The sequence below is a fragment of the Mycolicibacterium komossense genome (assembly GCF_025822605.1).
In the GTDB taxonomy this organism is placed as follows: Bacteria; Actinomycetota; Actinomycetes; order Mycobacteriales; family Mycobacteriaceae; genus Mycobacterium; species Mycobacterium komossense.
Genome location: NZ_JACKTY010000041.1, coordinates 132,100 through 147,383, shown reverse-complemented (window position 1 = coordinate 147,383; position 15,284 = coordinate 132,100). Strand labels below are relative to the sequence as shown.

General features: G+C 62.9%; 15 protein-coding genes. 11 read left to right on the top strand and 4 right to left on the bottom strand.

Annotated elements, in window-relative coordinates; translation table 11 throughout:
• Window positions 1-33 precede the first annotated feature (33 nt).
• Window positions 34-876 carry a MerR family transcriptional regulator gene (locus H7J73_RS26025; protein ID WP_264070650.1) on the bottom strand — a complete coding sequence of 281 codons (843 nt, stop codon included), beginning with the start codon at window positions 874-876 and terminating at the stop codon, window positions 34-36.
• Between the two features lie 44 nt (window positions 877-920).
• Between H7J73_RS26025 and H7J73_RS26020 the strand changes: the two genes are divergently transcribed.
• The 4 genes from H7J73_RS26020 (at window position 921) to H7J73_RS26005 (ending at window position 4,561) form a co-directional block, all read left to right on the top strand.
• A complete protein-coding gene (locus tag H7J73_RS26020) occupies window positions 921-1,544 on the top strand; it encodes a VOC family protein (protein ID WP_264070649.1) in 624 nt (207 codons plus the stop codon).
• Window positions 1,541-2,713 (top strand): M20 metallopeptidase family protein, encoded by a 1,173-nt coding sequence (locus H7J73_RS26015; protein ID WP_264070648.1) that lies wholly within the window; start codon window positions 1,541-1,543, stop codon window positions 2,711-2,713. Before H7J73_RS26020 ends, H7J73_RS26015 begins: the two co-directional genes overlap by 4 nt.
• 149 nt (window positions 2,714-2,862) lie before the next feature.
• Complete coding sequence (locus H7J73_RS26010; RefSeq protein WP_264070647.1) at window positions 2,863-3,060, top strand: ferredoxin; 198 nt, start codon at window positions 2,863-2,865, stop codon at window positions 3,058-3,060.
• Window positions 3,061-3,343: 283 nt separating this feature from the next.
• On the top strand, window positions 3,344-4,561 hold the full coding sequence (locus H7J73_RS26005) for a cytochrome P450 (RefSeq protein ID WP_264070645.1): 1,218 nt from the start codon (window positions 3,344-3,346) through the stop codon (window positions 4,559-4,561).
• 8 nt (window positions 4,562-4,569) lie between these two features.
• Here the strand turns inward: H7J73_RS26005 and H7J73_RS26000 are convergent, their stop codons facing one another.
• Complete coding sequence (locus H7J73_RS26000) at window positions 4,570-6,321, bottom strand: sigma-54-dependent Fis family transcriptional regulator (RefSeq protein ID WP_264070644.1); 1,752 nt, start codon at window positions 6,319-6,321, stop codon at window positions 4,570-4,572.
• A gap of 223 nt (window positions 6,322-6,544) precedes the next feature.
• Between H7J73_RS26000 and H7J73_RS25995 the strand changes: the two genes are divergently transcribed.
• From H7J73_RS25995 to groL, 7 genes are all read left to right on the top strand, one after another.
• Entirely contained in the window at window positions 6,545-8,161 is a 1,617-nt protein-coding gene (locus H7J73_RS25995) for a ferritin family protein (protein ID WP_264070643.1), read from the top strand.
• A 76-nt stretch (window positions 8,162-8,237) separates the two neighbouring features.
• Window positions 8,238-9,281, top strand: coding sequence for a 2Fe-2S iron-sulfur cluster-binding protein (locus tag H7J73_RS25990; RefSeq protein ID WP_264070642.1), 1,044 nt, complete (start codon window positions 8,238-8,240; stop codon window positions 9,279-9,281).
• A 28-nt stretch (window positions 9,282-9,309) separates the two neighbouring features.
• On the top strand, window positions 9,310-10,416 hold the full coding sequence (locus H7J73_RS25985) for an aromatic/alkene monooxygenase hydroxylase subunit beta (protein ID WP_264070641.1): 1,107 nt from the start codon (window positions 9,310-9,312) through the stop codon (window positions 10,414-10,416).
• The gene (mimD, locus tag H7J73_RS25980; RefSeq protein WP_264070640.1) at window positions 10,413-10,754 is read left to right on the top strand and encodes a propane 2-monooxygenase effector subunit MimD; all 342 of its coding nucleotides are present in this window, start codon (window positions 10,413-10,415) and stop codon (window positions 10,752-10,754) included. Before H7J73_RS25985 ends, mimD begins: the two co-directional genes overlap by 4 nt.
• Window positions 10,755-10,765: 11 nt before the next feature.
• Window positions 10,766-11,812, top strand: coding sequence for an alcohol dehydrogenase catalytic domain-containing protein (locus H7J73_RS25975; RefSeq protein WP_264070639.1), 1,047 nt, complete (start codon window positions 10,766-10,768; stop codon window positions 11,810-11,812).
• A complete protein-coding gene (locus tag H7J73_RS25970) occupies window positions 11,809-12,063 on the top strand; it encodes a hypothetical protein (RefSeq protein WP_264070637.1) in 255 nt (84 codons plus the stop codon). Before H7J73_RS25975 ends, H7J73_RS25970 begins: the two co-directional genes overlap by 4 nt.
• A 35-nt stretch (window positions 12,064-12,098) precedes the next feature.
• Window positions 12,099-13,745, top strand: coding sequence for a chaperonin GroEL (gene groL / locus H7J73_RS25965; protein WP_264070636.1), 1,647 nt, complete (start codon window positions 12,099-12,101; stop codon window positions 13,743-13,745).
• Window positions 13,746-13,942: 197 nt separating this feature from the next.
• Here the strand turns inward: groL and H7J73_RS25960 are convergent, their stop codons facing one another.
• Window positions 13,943-14,629 carry a GAF and ANTAR domain-containing protein gene (locus H7J73_RS25960; RefSeq protein ID WP_264070635.1) on the bottom strand — a complete coding sequence of 229 codons (687 nt, stop codon included), beginning with the start codon at window positions 14,627-14,629 and terminating at the stop codon, window positions 13,943-13,945.
• A gap of 95 nt (window positions 14,630-14,724) precedes the next feature.
• Entirely contained in the window at window positions 14,725-15,225 is a 501-nt protein-coding gene (locus H7J73_RS25955; protein WP_264070634.1) for an Rv2253 family sensor-like surface protein, read from the bottom strand.
• Window positions 15,226-15,284 lie beyond the last annotated feature (59 nt).

The following is a 15,284-nucleotide window of genomic DNA, read 5'->3' as shown; positions in this document are numbered from 1 at the left end:
TCTGGGTTGAGGCGATACGCCCCCGGCATTCGCTCAGAATGTCGGCGGCGTATTCACCCAGACCACTCTGGCCAGTACCTCACCATGATTGCGATAAATATGCGGACGCGTGCTCGCGAAGTTCATCGAGTCTCCGGTATCGAGACGAAAGATCTCGGTGGCGTCCAGCACCACCTCGATCGCCCCCTCGATGACCGTCAGGAACTCTTCACCTTCGTGGACCATGGGATGACCACTCCCGCATCCTGGCGTAACCGTGACCATCTGGGATTGCAGGACAGTGGGGGACAGGTAGAGGTTCTCGATGATGACTCCGGTCGTGTCCACAATGCGCTCGCGCTGGTCGCGTCGGACGACGATCTCGTCGCGCTGGTGGTCGACACCAAGCAGTTCGTTGGTCGTTATCCCGATCGCATGGGCGACCTGAGAGAGTCGGCCGATGTTCGGGCTGCTGTTGCCACGTTCGAAGGCACTCAGCGCCGATGGACTCATCCCGATGCGGCCGGCCAGGTCGCGCAAGCTCAGGCCAGCCCGTTGCCGCAGCAGCTTCGTCCGCGCGCCAACGTCAGGAAGTCCGGTGCCGGCGTCGGGAACTTCAGCGTCGCCATCTTCGGACGCGCCCAGCGTCGCCCGCACACCGGCGAGTGTCATTTCACCGCTATTGACAAGGCGCCGAACACGTTCCAGGTGCTTGAGGTCGCGCATGGAATATCGGCGTTGCCCCGAGTCGGTGCGGGTGGGTGTGATGAGTCCCTCGTCCTCCCACATCCGGATGCGCGCGGCCGAAACTCCGAGCATTTGCGCTATGTGGCCGATCTTGAGGATCGGCGCCGATGACGCAGACTCGAGTTCACTCTTTCCCGCGAGGACTGACATTGGAGGACTCCCCACCTTGTACATCACATCGGAGCTGGTAAACCATGTTGCCTGACGACATTGACCATATCGTGATCGCGGTACCAAATCTTGCAGCAGCAAAAGAGAGTTTTCGCACAGTTCTGGGCCTGACAGCAATCGGTGGCGGCAGACATGACGGTGTCGGGACGGAAAACCTGATCATCCCGCTGCAGGGCAGTTACCTCGAACTCGTTACCGTCGTCGACCGGGATCTGGCGGAGCAGAACCCGTTCGGTCGCCTGGTCTCGTACGCCTTGAGGCATCAGTTGATCCTCGCGGGCTGGGCTGTTGAGATCGGTGGCAGGAACACGTCGGGGCTGACGCATCAGCGGCTTACTCGCGCAGGAGTTGCCGTCGACCTTTACGGTGTCGAGGAGATCATCGGCGCGAGCGACCGCCCGTTCGGGCTGGTCCGGTCGCCCGATCAAGTGCTGCCAGGCGCTGGTGCCGTAGACGCCGCCGCGCTGCTCGAAATCCGCGTCGTGCGGCCCGACGAACCAGAACCGCTGGAGCTCAACAGTTTCGATGCGGTCCTCGGCCGCGACGGGCACCGGCCGGGCGGGCATCTGAGCGCAGTCGCGCTGACGCGGGCGGACGGTTCCGTGCTCGTCATCGACCAGCGGACCTGGGAACTGGTGTCGCGATGAACAGCATTGTCACCACCCGACGCGAGCTACACGAGCATCCCGAGGTGGGGCTGCACCTGCCGTGGACGCAGCGCTACCTACTCGACCGGTTGCAAGCTGCGGGCATCGAGTGCCGCCGTGGCACGGAGTTGAGCTCCGTCATCGCCATCGTCCGCGGTCATGCTGCACCTCCGGATCGTCCCCGCGTCGCTGTCCTGGTCCGGTCGGATATGGATGCGCTTCCCCTGGTCGAGGAAACGGGTCTGCCGTGGGCCGCGACCAACGGCGCGATGCACGCCTGCGGCCACGACTGTCACATGGCGATCGTGCTGCACGCAGCCCTGGAGGTGCAACGTCGTCGGCGCGAGCTCACCGGTGACGCGATCTTCTTCTTCCAGCCCGGCGAAGAGGGACACGGGGGAGCGCAGCTCGCGCTTGCCGAAGGGCTGCTGGACGTCGTGGATGTCCGCCCAGTAGCGGTCCTTGGCCTCCACGTCCTGGCTCACCATCTCGCGCGCGGGCGGGTCGTCAGCCGGGAAGGTGCCGTCCTTGCCGGGTCGACATTGGTCGACGTGGTGTTCACGGGGCGGGGCGGACATGGATCGGCGCCACACCTGACTCGCGATCCGATCACCGCCGCGGCCGCGTTCGTCACCGCCTGCTCGACCATGATGACGATGCGGGTGGCGCCACAGGAGCACGCGGTTCTGACGTTCGGATCGGTGCACTCGGGCGCGGCCCGGAACGTGATTCCAGACAGTGCGGAGCTCGGCGGCGTCATCCGGGGCTTCTCTGAGGAAAGCATCGACCGCGTCGAGGAACTGCTGCGCTCGACCGCTGCCGGGGTGGCGATGAGTTACGGCGTCACCGCGACAGTCACCGCCCGCAAGGACACCGTTCCGACGCTCACCGCCGGCGACGAACTGGCCAGGTTCGAAGAGATTCGCGGTGGCGAAGTGGAAATCCTCGACGAGCCACTCGCGATCGCGGAAGACTTCTCCTGGGTGCTGCGTGAAGTGCCGGGGGTGTTCCTACTGATCGGGGCGACGACTGCGGACGACCCCGCATCCAGCCCGTCCAATCACTCCGCCCGGGCTACCTTCGATGACCGGGTGCTGCAACCGTCTGCCGATCTGGTGGTGGATTGGGTCTACGGCCGGCTTCGGTCGGCGACGGCTGTAACGAGTTGATTTCCACCATGCTAAAGCTTGCCGACTGCGAAGCTGAATATGCCGCACAGCTGTAGGATTTCAGTACTAAATCTTGGTGCGACGGGCGCCCCGCCACCGGATTGGAGTGGGAAACGTCTCGTTGCGGCTGACATCCAGAAAGGTCTTATGTGAAGATTCAGGTCGATCGGAACAAGTGCACAGGGATCGGCATCTGTGAGGCGCTATGCCCGGACACTTTCGAAGTCGACGATCACGGCAAGCTGCAGCTGATCAGCGGCGATACCATCCCCAAAGACCTTCTGGCCGAGGTTGATTCGGCGATCAGCGGCTGTCCCACCGGTGCGTTGAGCAAGCAGGCCTGCTGATTGGGATGGGCAACACCGGCGACGAGATTTATCTGCCCCACGATCGGCCCTGGAGGAGTTGGGGCGACGCTCGAATTGGGCGAAACCGCCACTGGTTTTGACGCGGATCGAGAAGTGTTGTGTACCAATGCGTGTGAATACCCGATCTCGGCTGCGATCGTACGCGACAGTTCCGCGTTCCCGGACTGACCGGCACGGCAACCGAATTCAGTTCGCCGCGGTCACCGTCGAGTAGCGCCCGGTACCCGACGCCCAGCCGCCACAACAACAAGAAAGTCCGGCAATGACCACTACTCCGCACACATCTCTGAAAGTCGTCACCGATCTGGTGTCCGAGGTGACACTTGCCGAACTGGAAGACGACCCCAATCCGATCTATCGCCGCCTGCGTGTGGAGTCCCCGATCGCCTACCTGCCGGACACACATTTGGTCCTGTTGACCACCTGGGCGCTATGCGATGCGGCCGGTCGAGACAACGACCATCTACATGGACCGGTCGAGCCGTTCAAGACCGCGTATGGCAGCCCCAATATTCTCAGCCTGGAGGGACCGGGCCATGCCGAACTGCGCAACGCCCTGAACCCGCCCTTGCGCAACAAGTCCGTGTTGAGCCGCCGTGATGACCTCTTCAGGGCGGTCGCCCGCCGGCGCGTCGAGGAGATCCGTGACCGCGGCTGCGCCGATCTCGCGACCGAATTGCTGGAGCCGATCAGTCTTGAGGTCGTCGGCGTCATGCTCGGTCTCGACGACCTTGACATGGACACCCGCAAGCGCTGGTTCAACGCGCTCGGTGCCTATCTGGTGAATCGCGGGCGCGACACCGGTGTTGCCGATCGCGGTGAGGTCGTCAAACTGGAGGTCCGGAGTTACCTCGAAGCACGGATCGCGTCGATGCCGGACGAAAGCGACGGCACAGTCCTGTGGCATCTCTTCCACACCGGATGTGAACCGGGACAAGTCCGTTCGATCGACGCCGTCATCGGCACTGTTGCAGTACTCATCGTCGGAGGCTTTCAGGAGCCGGGTCATGGGATTGCCGCGACGTTGCTCGGCGTCCTGCCCAACGAGGACTATCGCGATCGCCTGGTGGTCGACACTGTCAGGTGGGGGCCGATCGCGTTCGAAGAAGCCATGCGGTGGTTACCGCCGTTCAGCGTCGTCGAACGCGATGTCCTTGAGGACATGGTTCTCGACGGTGTCTTGATCCCGGCGGGCATGAGCGTCGGTCTGGTGGTGGGTGCAGCCAACCGAGACCCCGAAAGATGGAGCAATCCCGACGAATTCGATCTCGATCGACCCCAACGGAATCACATGGCGTTCGGCTACGGTCGGCATACCTGCGTCGGACACTTCACCGCTCGCGCGCTGTCGCAGGTCGTTCTGGAAGAGGTGTTCCAGGGTCTACCCGGACTCCGCCTCGACCCTGACCAGAAGCCTTGGGTACACGGCTGGCGGACCCGGGGACCGAAATCGCTTCCTGTGCTTTGGGATGCGCCGTAGACCGGCTATCACGTGATGCCGAAGTCCTTGATCTTGCGGTAGATCGTGGCGCGTGACATCCCCAGGGCATCAGCGGCATCGGCCTTGCTGCCGTCATTTTCAGACAGGCTGCGCACGATCGCGTCGCGTTCCATTGCCTCCAGGCGGGTGAGTTTGCGGCGGATCAGCGAACGGCACCCGTCGGGAAGCTTGTCGACGCCGATCACTCCCAACCGTTGACGGGTGACGGTCTCGGCCAGAACGCTACGCAACTGTGCGACGTTGCCCGGCCACGGTAGCTTGCTCAGCTGACGCATGGCCTCGCTGTCCATCCGAGCATCCCCGCGCGTTAACTCGTGCAACAGTGTGGGCACGAGGTCTTCGAGGTCGTCGATTCGATGGCGTAACGCGGGCACTGTGACGGTGTGGGTGAAGAACGGAAGCACCAGCATGTCCACCAATGGCGAGTTGCGCTCGGTGCTGGTCGTGGCGGCGACCCAGCCGCGCCCGGCGCGGCTCTGCATGACGGCGGCCAGCGGTTCCAGCGTGGCGTCGTCGAGTTCGTCCACATTGGCGACGATGACGGCGAAGTCGGTCTGATCGGTTGCCGCTTCGAATGCGGATACGAAATCGTCTGCACTGTCGAATGATTCGGCTCGGAGAATGGTGGCATTGCGTTCCGGGGTGACGAAGTGTGCGACCGACTTGCCCAGTCGGGTCCGTCCCGAACCCCGTTCGCCCTCGATCACGACCCATTCCCTGTCGCGGTAGCACCGTTCCACCTGATGACAGCTGCGCCGAAACGAGCTGCTGCGCCCGGCCAATCCCGGAATGGACTGGCGTCCGCGCACCGGAGCGCTCTCCGGAATGTGCAGTGACACGTGGAACACCACGCTGTCGCTGCGGACACGAACTGCGATCCGTACGGCGGTCGATATCTTCACCGAAGCACCGCTGGGCAAGGTGGTGACCGTGGTCGTGGTGAACGACGTCCGCGTCATTTCGGCGGCCTGATCGAGCAGCACCGTCTGATCGGCGGCGTCGAGGGCTTGCCGGAGATAGGGATTCATCAGGACGACATCTCCACCGATGGCGAGGACTCCTGCGGGATAGCGACGGCTCTGTTTGAGATAGGCGTCGAGCAGAGCGGTTTCGGTTTCGTTGTTCATCGCGCTGATGCGGTCCTCGATCTGGCTGCCTGCGCTCTTGGCGAGGACGAACAACAGCGGGTCGGCGTGCTGCGCCCAACAGGTCAGGTCGATGACGCCGACGATGCGCCGGGTGATGGGGTCGCGGATAGGTGACCCCGCGCAGGCCAGACTGCCCAGCGTTCCCACGTAGTGCTCGCTGCCCTGGATGAATGCCGGCTTTCCTGTCTCCAGTGCGGTGCCGATGCCGTTGGTGCCCGCGAACTCCTCGGCGTAGCTGTAACCCTTGGCCAGCCGGACGTCGTCGAGCACGCGCTCGAACTTGGCGTCGGCTGCGATCCGGTCCAGTACCAGGCCGTCGGCCGAGGTGAGTACCACGCTGACGGCTTGTTCGGAGAGATCGTCGGCGATGCGCCGAAGTACCGGTGCGGCCGCGTGAGCCAGCGGTGTGTCGGTGTCCGGGTCACGCAGGTAGGGCAGTTCGACGCGGTCGGGGTGTACCTGCAGATCTCGCGACCGGCGCCACGAACTGAGCACGTTTGGCCGCACCGCGTCGGCGGTCGTCGCGCCAGCGGCAAGAAATTGCTCCCGCGCGCGTCTGGCGCCGACAGCTTGGTCGTCATCTGTGACCACGGTGGCTGTACCTCGGTCCCGAAAGTGCTGCAGCCTGCAGTTTAGGCGCGGGCGGAGCTTATGGCGTCTCAATTTGAGAATCGCGGGCGCTGCAAACACGACGATTATTCGAGTGTGATTCCTGTCTCAAAGTGAGACCCATATGAGCCAGCTCACAGTGTTGTATCGGTGACGCATCGTCCCCAGCCCGGTGGATGACTGCCCATCTATCAGGAGGCTCACGTTGAGCAGACAAAGCCTGACCAAGGCACACGCGAAGATCAGTGAACTGACGTGGGAACCGACGTTCGCGACTCCGGCAACCCGCTTCGGTACCGACTACACCTTCGAGAAGGCGCCCAAGAAGGATCCGCTCAAGCAGATCATGCGGTCGTACTTCTCGATGGAGGAGGAGAAGGACAACCGCGTCTACGGCGCCATGGACGGCGCCATCCGCGGCAACATGTTCCGTCAGGTCCAGCAGCGTTGGCTGGAGTGGCAGAAGTTGTTCCTGTCGATCATCCCGTTTCCGGAGATCTCGGCAGCACGGGCGATGCCGATGGCCATCGACGCAGTGCCGAACCCCGAGATTCACAACGGTCTTGCCGTGCAGATGATCGACGAGGTGCGGCATTCGACGATCCAGATGAATCTCAAGAAGCTCTATATGAACAACTACATCGACCCGGCCGGCTTCGACATGACCGAGAAAGCGTTCGCGAACAACTACGCGGGCACCATCGGCAGGCAGTTCGGTGAGGGCTTCATCACCGGGGACGCGATCACCGCGGCAAACATCTACCTCACCGTCGTCGCCGAAACCGCCTTCACGAACACGCTTTTCGTGGCGATGCCCGACGAGGCGGCGGCCAACGGCGACTACCTGCTGCCGACGGTGTTCCACTCGGTGCAGTCCGACGAATCGCGTCACATCTCCAACGGCTACTCGATCCTGTTGATGGCTCTGGCCGACGAACGCAACCGGCCGTTGCTGGAGCGCGACCTGCGCTACGCCTGGTGGAACAACCACTGCGTCGTGGATGCTGCGATCGGCACGTTCATCGAGTACGGCACCAAGGACCGGCGCAAGGACCGCGAGAGTTACGCCGAGATGTGGCGGCGCTGGATCTACGACGACTACTACCGCAGTTACCTTCTGCCGCTGGAGAAATACGGCCTCACGATTCCGCACGACCTCGTCGAGGAGGCGTGGAAGCGCATCACCGAGAAGGGCTACGTGCACGAGGTCGCCCGGTTCTTCGCCACCGGCTGGCCGGTCAACTACTGGCGCATCGACACCATGACCGATACCGACTTCGAATGGTTCGAGCACAAGTATCCCGGCTGGTACTCGAAGTACGGCAAGTGGTGGGAGGCCTACAACCGGCTGGCGTACCCGGGCCGCAACAAGCCCATCGCCTTCGAGGAGGTCGGTTACCAGTACCCGCACCGCTGTTGGACATGCATGGTGCCTGCGCTGATCCGTGAGGACATGATCGTCGACAAGGTCGACGGACAGTGGCGCACCTACTGTTCGGAGACCTGCCACTGGACCGACGCGACCGCCTTCCGCAGCGAGTATGAGGGCAGACCCACTCCGAACATGGGGCGGCTCACCGGATTCCGGGAGTGGGAGACGCTGCACCACGGCAAGGATCTCGCCGATATCGTCAGCGACCTGGGTTATGTCCGCGACGACGGCAAGACCTTGGTGGGGCAACCACACTTGAATCTGGATCCGAGCAAGATGTGGACGCTCGACGACGTGCGGGGCAATACCTTCAACAGCCCAAATGTGCTGCTGAATCAGATGACCGACGCGGAGCGCGACGCACATATCGCCGCCTACCGCGCGGGTTAGTTGTGATTTCGGCGTGTTCGTGACCGCTCACAGGTCGCGAACACGCCGAAATCACCAGACTTAGGAGGCCTCCGCCATGGCGGATTCACACAAAATCAGCTTCGAGCCGGTCAATCTGGAAATGGACGTCCACGAGGACGAGAACATCCTCGACGCGGCATTCCGCCACGGCATCCACCTCATGCACGGCTGCCGTGAAGGGCGCTGCTCGGCGTGCAAGTCCTACGTGCTCGACGGCGAGATCCAGATGGAGAACTACTCGACCTTCGCCTGCAACGACGCCGAGGTCGACGAGGGTTTTGTTCTGCTCTGCCGGTCACATGCGTTCAGCGACTGCACGATCGAGCTACTGAACTTCGACGAGGACGAACTCCTCGGCGGGGTACCCATCCAGGATGTCCGCACCCGGGTGGTGGCCGTCGATCCCATGACCAGAGACATTGTCTCGCTTCGTCTCACGCCGATCGAGCCCGAGAAGTTCGAGTTCAAACCGGGTCAGTACGCAGATCTGCACATCCCGGGAACCGAGGAGCACCGGTCGTTCTCGATGGCCACCACGCAATCGAACACCGACGAGGTCGAGTTCTTGATCAAGAAGTATCCGGGAGGCAAATTCTCTGCCCTGCTCGACGGCCGGCTCGCTGTGGGCGACGAACTCTCGCTCACCGGCCCGTACGGGTCTTTCACCCTCAAAGAGGGGCACGTGCTCCCGGTGGTGTGCATCGGCGGCGGAGCCGGAATGGCGCCGATCCTATCGTTGCTGCGGCACATGAACCAGAGCGAGAACACCAGGCCGGTGCGGTTCTACTACGGCGCGCGCACCGCGGATGATCTGTTCTACCTCGACGAAATCCAGCAATTGGGAAAGGGATTGACCGACTTCCGGTTCGTGGCGTGCCTGTCGGAATCGGCCGACGGCTCGGTGCCCGGGTCGGTCACCGTCGAGCAGGGCATGGTCACCGACGTGGTGGCCCGTCACGAAGCCGCCATCGGCAAGACCGAGGTCTACCTCTGCGGACCGCCGCCCATGGTCGACGCCGCGCTGGCGCTCCTCGACAGCAGTTCGGTGCCCAAAGACCAGATTTTCTACGACAGCTTCACCAGCCCGCTTTTCAGTTAGCCCCGTTCGACCAGACGAGAGGAATCACATGTCCGCCCCCGAAAAGCCCAAGGAACGAAGTTTCCCGAAGATCGAATTCACTGATTCCGAAGCCGGCGCCTTGGAGTTTCCGAGCTCCAAGAGTCGCAGTTACTCCTACTTCACGCCGGCCAAACTGCGGGCCACGATGTACGAGGATGTCACCGTCGACGTGCAGCCCGACCCGGCCCGGCACCTGTCGCAGGGTTGGGTGTATGGCTTCGGGGACGGTCCGGGCGGTTACCCGCAGGATTGGACGGCGGCCAGATCAGCCAATTGGCATGCCTTTCTTGACCCCAACGAGGAGTGGAACCAGACGATCTTCCGGAACAACTCCGCCGTGGTCCGCCAGGTGGAGCTGTGTCTGAAGAATGCCAAGCGTGCCCACGCCTACGATGGCTGGAACGCGTCCTGGCTGACGTTCCTGGAACGCAACGTCGGTGCCTGGATGCATGCCGAGAACGGTTTGGCACTGCACGTGTTCACCTCGATTCAGAGGTCCGGTCCGACCAACATGATCAACACGGCCGTGGCGGTGAACGCCGCACACAAGATGCGCTTCGCGCAGGATCTTGCGTTGTTCAATCTGGACCTGGCAGAAGCTACTGACTCCTTCGATGGCGCTGCCCACCGGACGGCCTGGCAGGAGGCTCCGGAGTGGCAGCCCACCCGCGAAGTCGTCGAACAGTTGACGGCCGTGGGGGACTGGTGCCAACTGCTGTTCGCCACCAACATCGTATTCGAGCAGCTCGTCGGGTCACTGTTCCGCAGTGAACTGGTGATGCAGATCGCTGCGCGTAACGGCGACTACATCACCCCGACGATCGTCGGCACCGGTGAGTACGACTACGACCGGGACCTGAACTACACCCGCAACCTGTTCCGGTTGCTGACTCGCGATCCTGAATTCGGCGAGACCAACAAGGTGCTGTTCGGACAATGGCTCGCCCTGTGGGTGCCGCGATGCCTGTCCGCTGCTCATGCGCTGCAACCGATCTGGTCGGCGCCCGCAGACAAGCCCGTCACGTTCGCGTCGAGCCTCGATGCTGCAAAAGCGAAGTTCCGTTCGGTTCTCGACACCATCGAGCTCGATATCCCCGAGGAGTTGGACAAGTGAGCATGCAATTCGGATCGGCCACCGAGTTCTCCAATATGTGCGGCGTCACCCTGATGAACACCCCCATCGGACGGGTGGTAGCCGAAGTCATGGGCGCCAAGGAGGGGGTGAAGCTCACCGAGTATCCGTCGATGATCCGGGTCGACGGTGTGCGCTTGCTCGACTTCGATTATGACGAGCTCTCCGAGGCGCTCGGTCAGGACTTCGACGGCTCGATCTTCGAAGAGATCAGCTCGACGCACTACGGCCGGATGGTTCATCTCGACGACAAGACGATCCTGTTCGCCAGCCCGGAGGACGCCGCCGAGTACATCGGCTTCGATCTCACGGCCCAGTAGGGAGAAGACACATGAAAGCTCTTGTCTTCCAGGGCAGTGGGTCGATGGCGTGGACGGAGGTACCTGCGCCTCGGTTGACAGAGCCGACTGATGTCCTGGTCCGGGTCGACACGACCACCATCTGCGGTACCGATCTACATATTCTCAAAGGCGACGTTCCCGCCGTCACGCCGGGACGGGTGCTCGGCCACGAAGCGGTGGGCACGATCACCGAAATCGGCTCGGCGGTAACATCACTCGCTGTCGGTGATCGGGTACTCGTACCGGCGATCACCTCGTGCGGCAAATGCGGACCGTGCAAGATCGCCATGCCTTCGCATTGCGCCTCCGTGGGTGGGGTCGGGTGGATCTTCGGACACCTCATCGACGGCACTCAGGCCGAGTACGTGCGGGTGCCGTACGCGGAGACCAGCGTGCACGTTCTGCCGGAAGCAGTGTCGAACGAACAAGCGATCTTCCTCGCCGACATCCTGCCCACCGGGTTCGAGATCGGTGTGCAGAACGGTCGGGTCAAACCCGGTGACACAGTGGTGGTCGTCGGCGCCGGACCCGTCGGGTTGGCTGCGATCCGTACTGCCAGCCTCTACGGCGCGGCCACCGTCATAGCCGTCGACCTCTCCGAAACCAGATTGAAACGATCGATCGGGTTCGGGGCGGACCAGACGATAAACAGTGGCCGGCAGGAAGTCCGCGAACGGGTCATGGAGATCACGAACGGACTGGGAGCCGACGTCGCGATCGAGGCGGTCGGGATCCCAGCAACCTTCGAATTGTGCACCCGGCTGGTCCGACCCGGAGGGCACCTTGCCAACGTTGGTGTGCACGGTGAGCCCGTCACTTTGCACCTGGAAGACCTCTGGATCTCCAACATCACGGTGACGACCGGACTGGTCAACGGCACCAGCGTCGCCATGCTGATCGACCTGGTGGGAGGAGGAAAGATCGACGCAACACCGTTCGGCACCCACACATTCGGCCTCGACCAGATGATCGACGCGTACGACGTATTTGCCCACGCCGACACCTACGACGCCTTGAAGGTGGTGATCTCCCGATGAGTACTGCGGTGCTCTCTGCCGAAGTCGAGTTGCGCAATGCATCCCGGCGCACCGCGCACAAAGCCGCGATGCAGCGGGCGATCGAGTCGGTCCTCGAGCAGTCGCCGATGGACGTCGATCAGATCAGGCGACTCACCCTGCGGGATCTGCCCGAGGGAGAGGTGAAAGTCGCCCTGCTACGGCACAGATTCGCCATCGGACTGAGTAATTGTCCGAACAGCCGCGTGCTGGTCGACGATATCCAGTCCTGAGCCCCACCAACAGCCCAACGAAGGGAATTCCGGCCATGGCCAAAGAATTACGGTTCAACTCAGATGCCCGCGCGCGGCTCGAACAGGGTGTCAACGCACTCGCCGATGCCGTCAAGGTGACGCTCGGGCCCAAGGGGCGCAACGCCATCCTGGAGAAGCTCACCGGGCCGCCCACCATCACCAACGACGGTGTCACGATCGCCAGGGAGATCCAACTGCGCGACCCCTTCGCCAACATGGGTGCCCAGCTGGTGAAGGAGGTGGCGATGAAGACCAACGGCATCGTCGGTGACGGCACCACCACAGCGACGGTGCTGGCTCAGGCCATGGTGCGGGAAGGGTTGCGATCGGTCGAAGCCGGCGCCAACCCGATGCGGGTCCGCCGTGGTATCGAACGCGCTGTGCCCGTCGTCGTCGAAGCTCTGCGCGACAACACCGTTGAGGTTGGCGGAAAAGACCTGCACCGGATTGCCACCTTGGCGGCCAGCGATGACGAGGCGATCGGGGACGTCATCTCCCAAGCTGTCGAACACGTTGGTCTGTCAGGTGTGGTCACCACCGATGAGAGTGATGCTCCGGGGCTGTCGGTCGCCATCGTCGACGGTATCGAATTCGACCACGGGTACACGTCCGGCTACATGGTCACCGATCACGAACGCATGGAAGCGGTGCTCGATCAGCCACTGATCCTGTTGACGAACAAGAAGATCAGCCAGGTCCAGGAGATCATGCCGACCATCGAGGTGGCCAAGCGCGCGGACCGCCCGCTGGTGGTGATCGCCGAAGACGTCGATGGTCCGGCACTGCAGCTACTGGTCGGCGGCAACATGCATCGGACCATGCGATCGCTGGTGGTCCGCGCGCCCGGCTTCGGGCATCGGCGAGTCGCCGAACTGGAAGACCTCGCGGTGGCTCTCGGCGGCCATGTCATCGCCAAGGACACCGGTATCGAACTCGGCGAGATCACTAAAGAACACCTCGGTTCGTGTGATCGGCTCACCGCTACCGAGAATGACACCACCATCGTCGGCCCCCACGGGCAGCAGAGCCTTGTCGATGCCCGCGTCAGCCAGCTCGAAGCGCAACGCGAGCGGGCCAAGCTCGATGCCGACCAGGACATGCTCGACGTGCGGATCGCGCGGCTGACGGGACGTGTCGCCGTCATCCGGGTCGGCGGAGCGACCAGCGTCGAACTCAAAGAGCGCATGCTGCGCGTGGAGGACGCACTCGCTGCGACCAGGGCAGCGCTGGAAGCCGGCATCGTGTCCGGGGGCGGAACCGCCTTGGCGCAGGCGCACCGCGCGCTGAGCATGCTCGAACTCGTGGGCGACGAGGCGATCGGTCGCGATGTCGTGCGCCGGGCATTGGCCGAGCCGCTGCGCTGGATCGCGATCAACGCCGGTTACGAGGGCGACGACGTGGTCGACGTCGTCGTCGATCTCCCACTCGGGCACGGATTCAACGCGCTCACCGGGGAATACGGCGATATGTTCGACGAAGGAATCATCGATCCGTTCAAGGTGACCCGGGCCGCGCTGGAAAGCGCCGCCTCTATCGCCGCCCTGCTGATCACTACGGAAACCGCTGTGGTGGAGGAGATCGTCGGGCAACCAGGCGCCATCATGGCCCCAGGATTCGGTGACCTGGCTGAGGGGATGATTCGACCGTCGAACATCTACTGACGCACCGGCCGTGCGGGTCGCGCCACACAGCCGCAGCCTTTCCACCCGAACACAGGAGATTGGCTGAGAATCTCGACGCAATCTGGGTAACCGCACTAAGGGGCCGGAGTAGTCCGGACTGCACCCGCTCAAGTCCTTGGCGGTTCTGACCCATGAGCTGCCAAGGGCGCTGCGGTCTCCGCCGCTTGCCGCACGTATCAGTTGCTGCGGGTATCGATGACCTGTTGAGCAATGTCGACCAGCTTCGTGTTCTGCTCCTGGCTGAGATGGCGCAACATCCCGAAAGCGGAAACATCGTCGGTCCCGAACCGCTCCATGATGATTCCCTTCGCCTGACCGATCCGGTCACGGGATAGCAGCGCCGCCTTCAACTGCTGTTCCTGTTGGGTCGCGATGATCGCCGAGGCCGCGTGTGCTGCCAGAATGCTGCCGATCGATTCGGCGTCGGCATCCCAAGTGGTCGGTCGGAACCCGAAACAGTTGAGCGCGCCGGCTGTCCGGTCGCCGGTATACAGCTTGAACGACAAACCGCTCAGAACACCGAGCTTCTGCACGGCAGGGGAGTATTGCGGCCAGCGCTGCTCAATCCGGAAGTCGTCAGTACGAACGATGGTGTCCGCAAGCGCGGCCTGTACGCAGGGTCCTTCTTCGAAGGTCATCTGCAGGACGTCGAGGTCACGCGGCAGGTCAGAAGTGCCGGCCAGTGATTCGAACCCACCCCGCGGCTTGATCAACAGAATCCCTGATGTGTCGACGCCGGGAATCAACTCCACCGCGGCCGAGGTGACTTCGGTGAGGATCGTGTCGAGCGTGCGGTCTTGCGCCATCGTGCGGGCCATCTCCGCCATTCGGATGGCCAGCTCATGCGGGGATACGTCCGTCATCTGGCCAGCATTCCCGGCTCGCCGGGCGCACCAAACGTGTTACGCGACCAGCGTAGAAAAGTGCCGGCTCAGAGCCTGTTGGGGCTATGCCAGATCTAGGCCGCCACCGCAGAGACCGGTATGGACACGGTGCCCTGGCAGGCGCCGGTGCTGATGGTGGTCTGGAATGTCCCGGTCAATGATCCGTCGGGTTGCGGGATGTAGTTGGTCAGCGAGTAGGCCTGGTCATAGGTGATCGTCCCGTCGGGGAGCGCGCAGTCCCATTTCCACCCCTCGGATCGGGTCCACTGCGATCCGGTCCAGTCGAACGCCACTGACTGGGCCACATTGTCTTTGGGCGTCGGGCCGTCGACGACGGCCGCGACGCACTTGCCGGAGGAGCAGTCGGTCTTGAATGTGTAGGTCGCGGTGTAAGGCGTTTCCTGCTGCGTGGCAGCGATACTGGTGCCCGATTTTTGGTCGACGTGAAATGTCACCTTGTACATGCCGTCCCAGTACGCCGTGTCATCGGCGGAGGCGAACGGAGCGATGAGCAACGGCCCACTCGCCAACACCGCGATGGCGATCAACGGGCCTTGCGTCGTGAATCCGGCCATGCCGACATGGTAGATGTGAGCTGGTGGCAACGGCATTACGCCCGGTTCGCTTCCGTCGG

Bases quoted from the DNA above. Each gene is read 5' to 3' on its own strand.
- H7J73_RS25985 (WP_264070641.1), top strand. From the start codon at position 9,310: ATGTCCGCCCCCGAAAAGCCCAAGGAACGAAGTTTCCCGAAGATCGAA.
- H7J73_RS25990 (WP_264070642.1), top strand. From the start codon at position 8,238: ATGGCGGATTCACACAAAATCAGCTTCGAGCCGGTCAATCTGGAAATG.
- groL (WP_264070636.1), top strand. From the start codon at position 12,099: ATGGCCAAAGAATTACGGTTCAACTCAGATGCCCGCGCGCGGCTCGAA.
- H7J73_RS26020 (WP_264070649.1), top strand. From the start codon at position 921: ATGTTGCCTGACGACATTGACCATATCGTGATCGCGGTACCAAATCTT.
- H7J73_RS26005 (WP_264070645.1), top strand. From the start codon at position 3,344: ATGACCACTACTCCGCACACATCTCTGAAAGTCGTCACCGATCTGGTG.
- H7J73_RS25975 (WP_264070639.1), top strand. From the start codon at position 10,766: ATGAAAGCTCTTGTCTTCCAGGGCAGTGGGTCGATGGCGTGGACGGAG.
- H7J73_RS25955 (WP_264070634.1), bottom strand. From the start codon at position 15,225: ATGGCCGGATTCACGACGCAAGGCCCGTTGATCGCCATCGCGGTGTTG.
- H7J73_RS25970 (WP_264070637.1), top strand. From the start codon at position 11,809: ATGAGTACTGCGGTGCTCTCTGCCGAAGTCGAGTTGCGCAATGCATCC.
- H7J73_RS26015 (WP_264070648.1), top strand. From the start codon at position 1,541: ATGAACAGCATTGTCACCACCCGACGCGAGCTACACGAGCATCCCGAG.
- H7J73_RS25960 (WP_264070635.1), bottom strand. From the start codon at position 14,629: ATGACGGACGTATCCCCGCATGAGCTGGCCATCCGAATGGCGGAGATG.
- H7J73_RS26025 (WP_264070650.1), bottom strand. From the start codon at position 876: ATGTCAGTCCTCGCGGGAAAGAGTGAACTCGAGTCTGCGTCATCGGCG.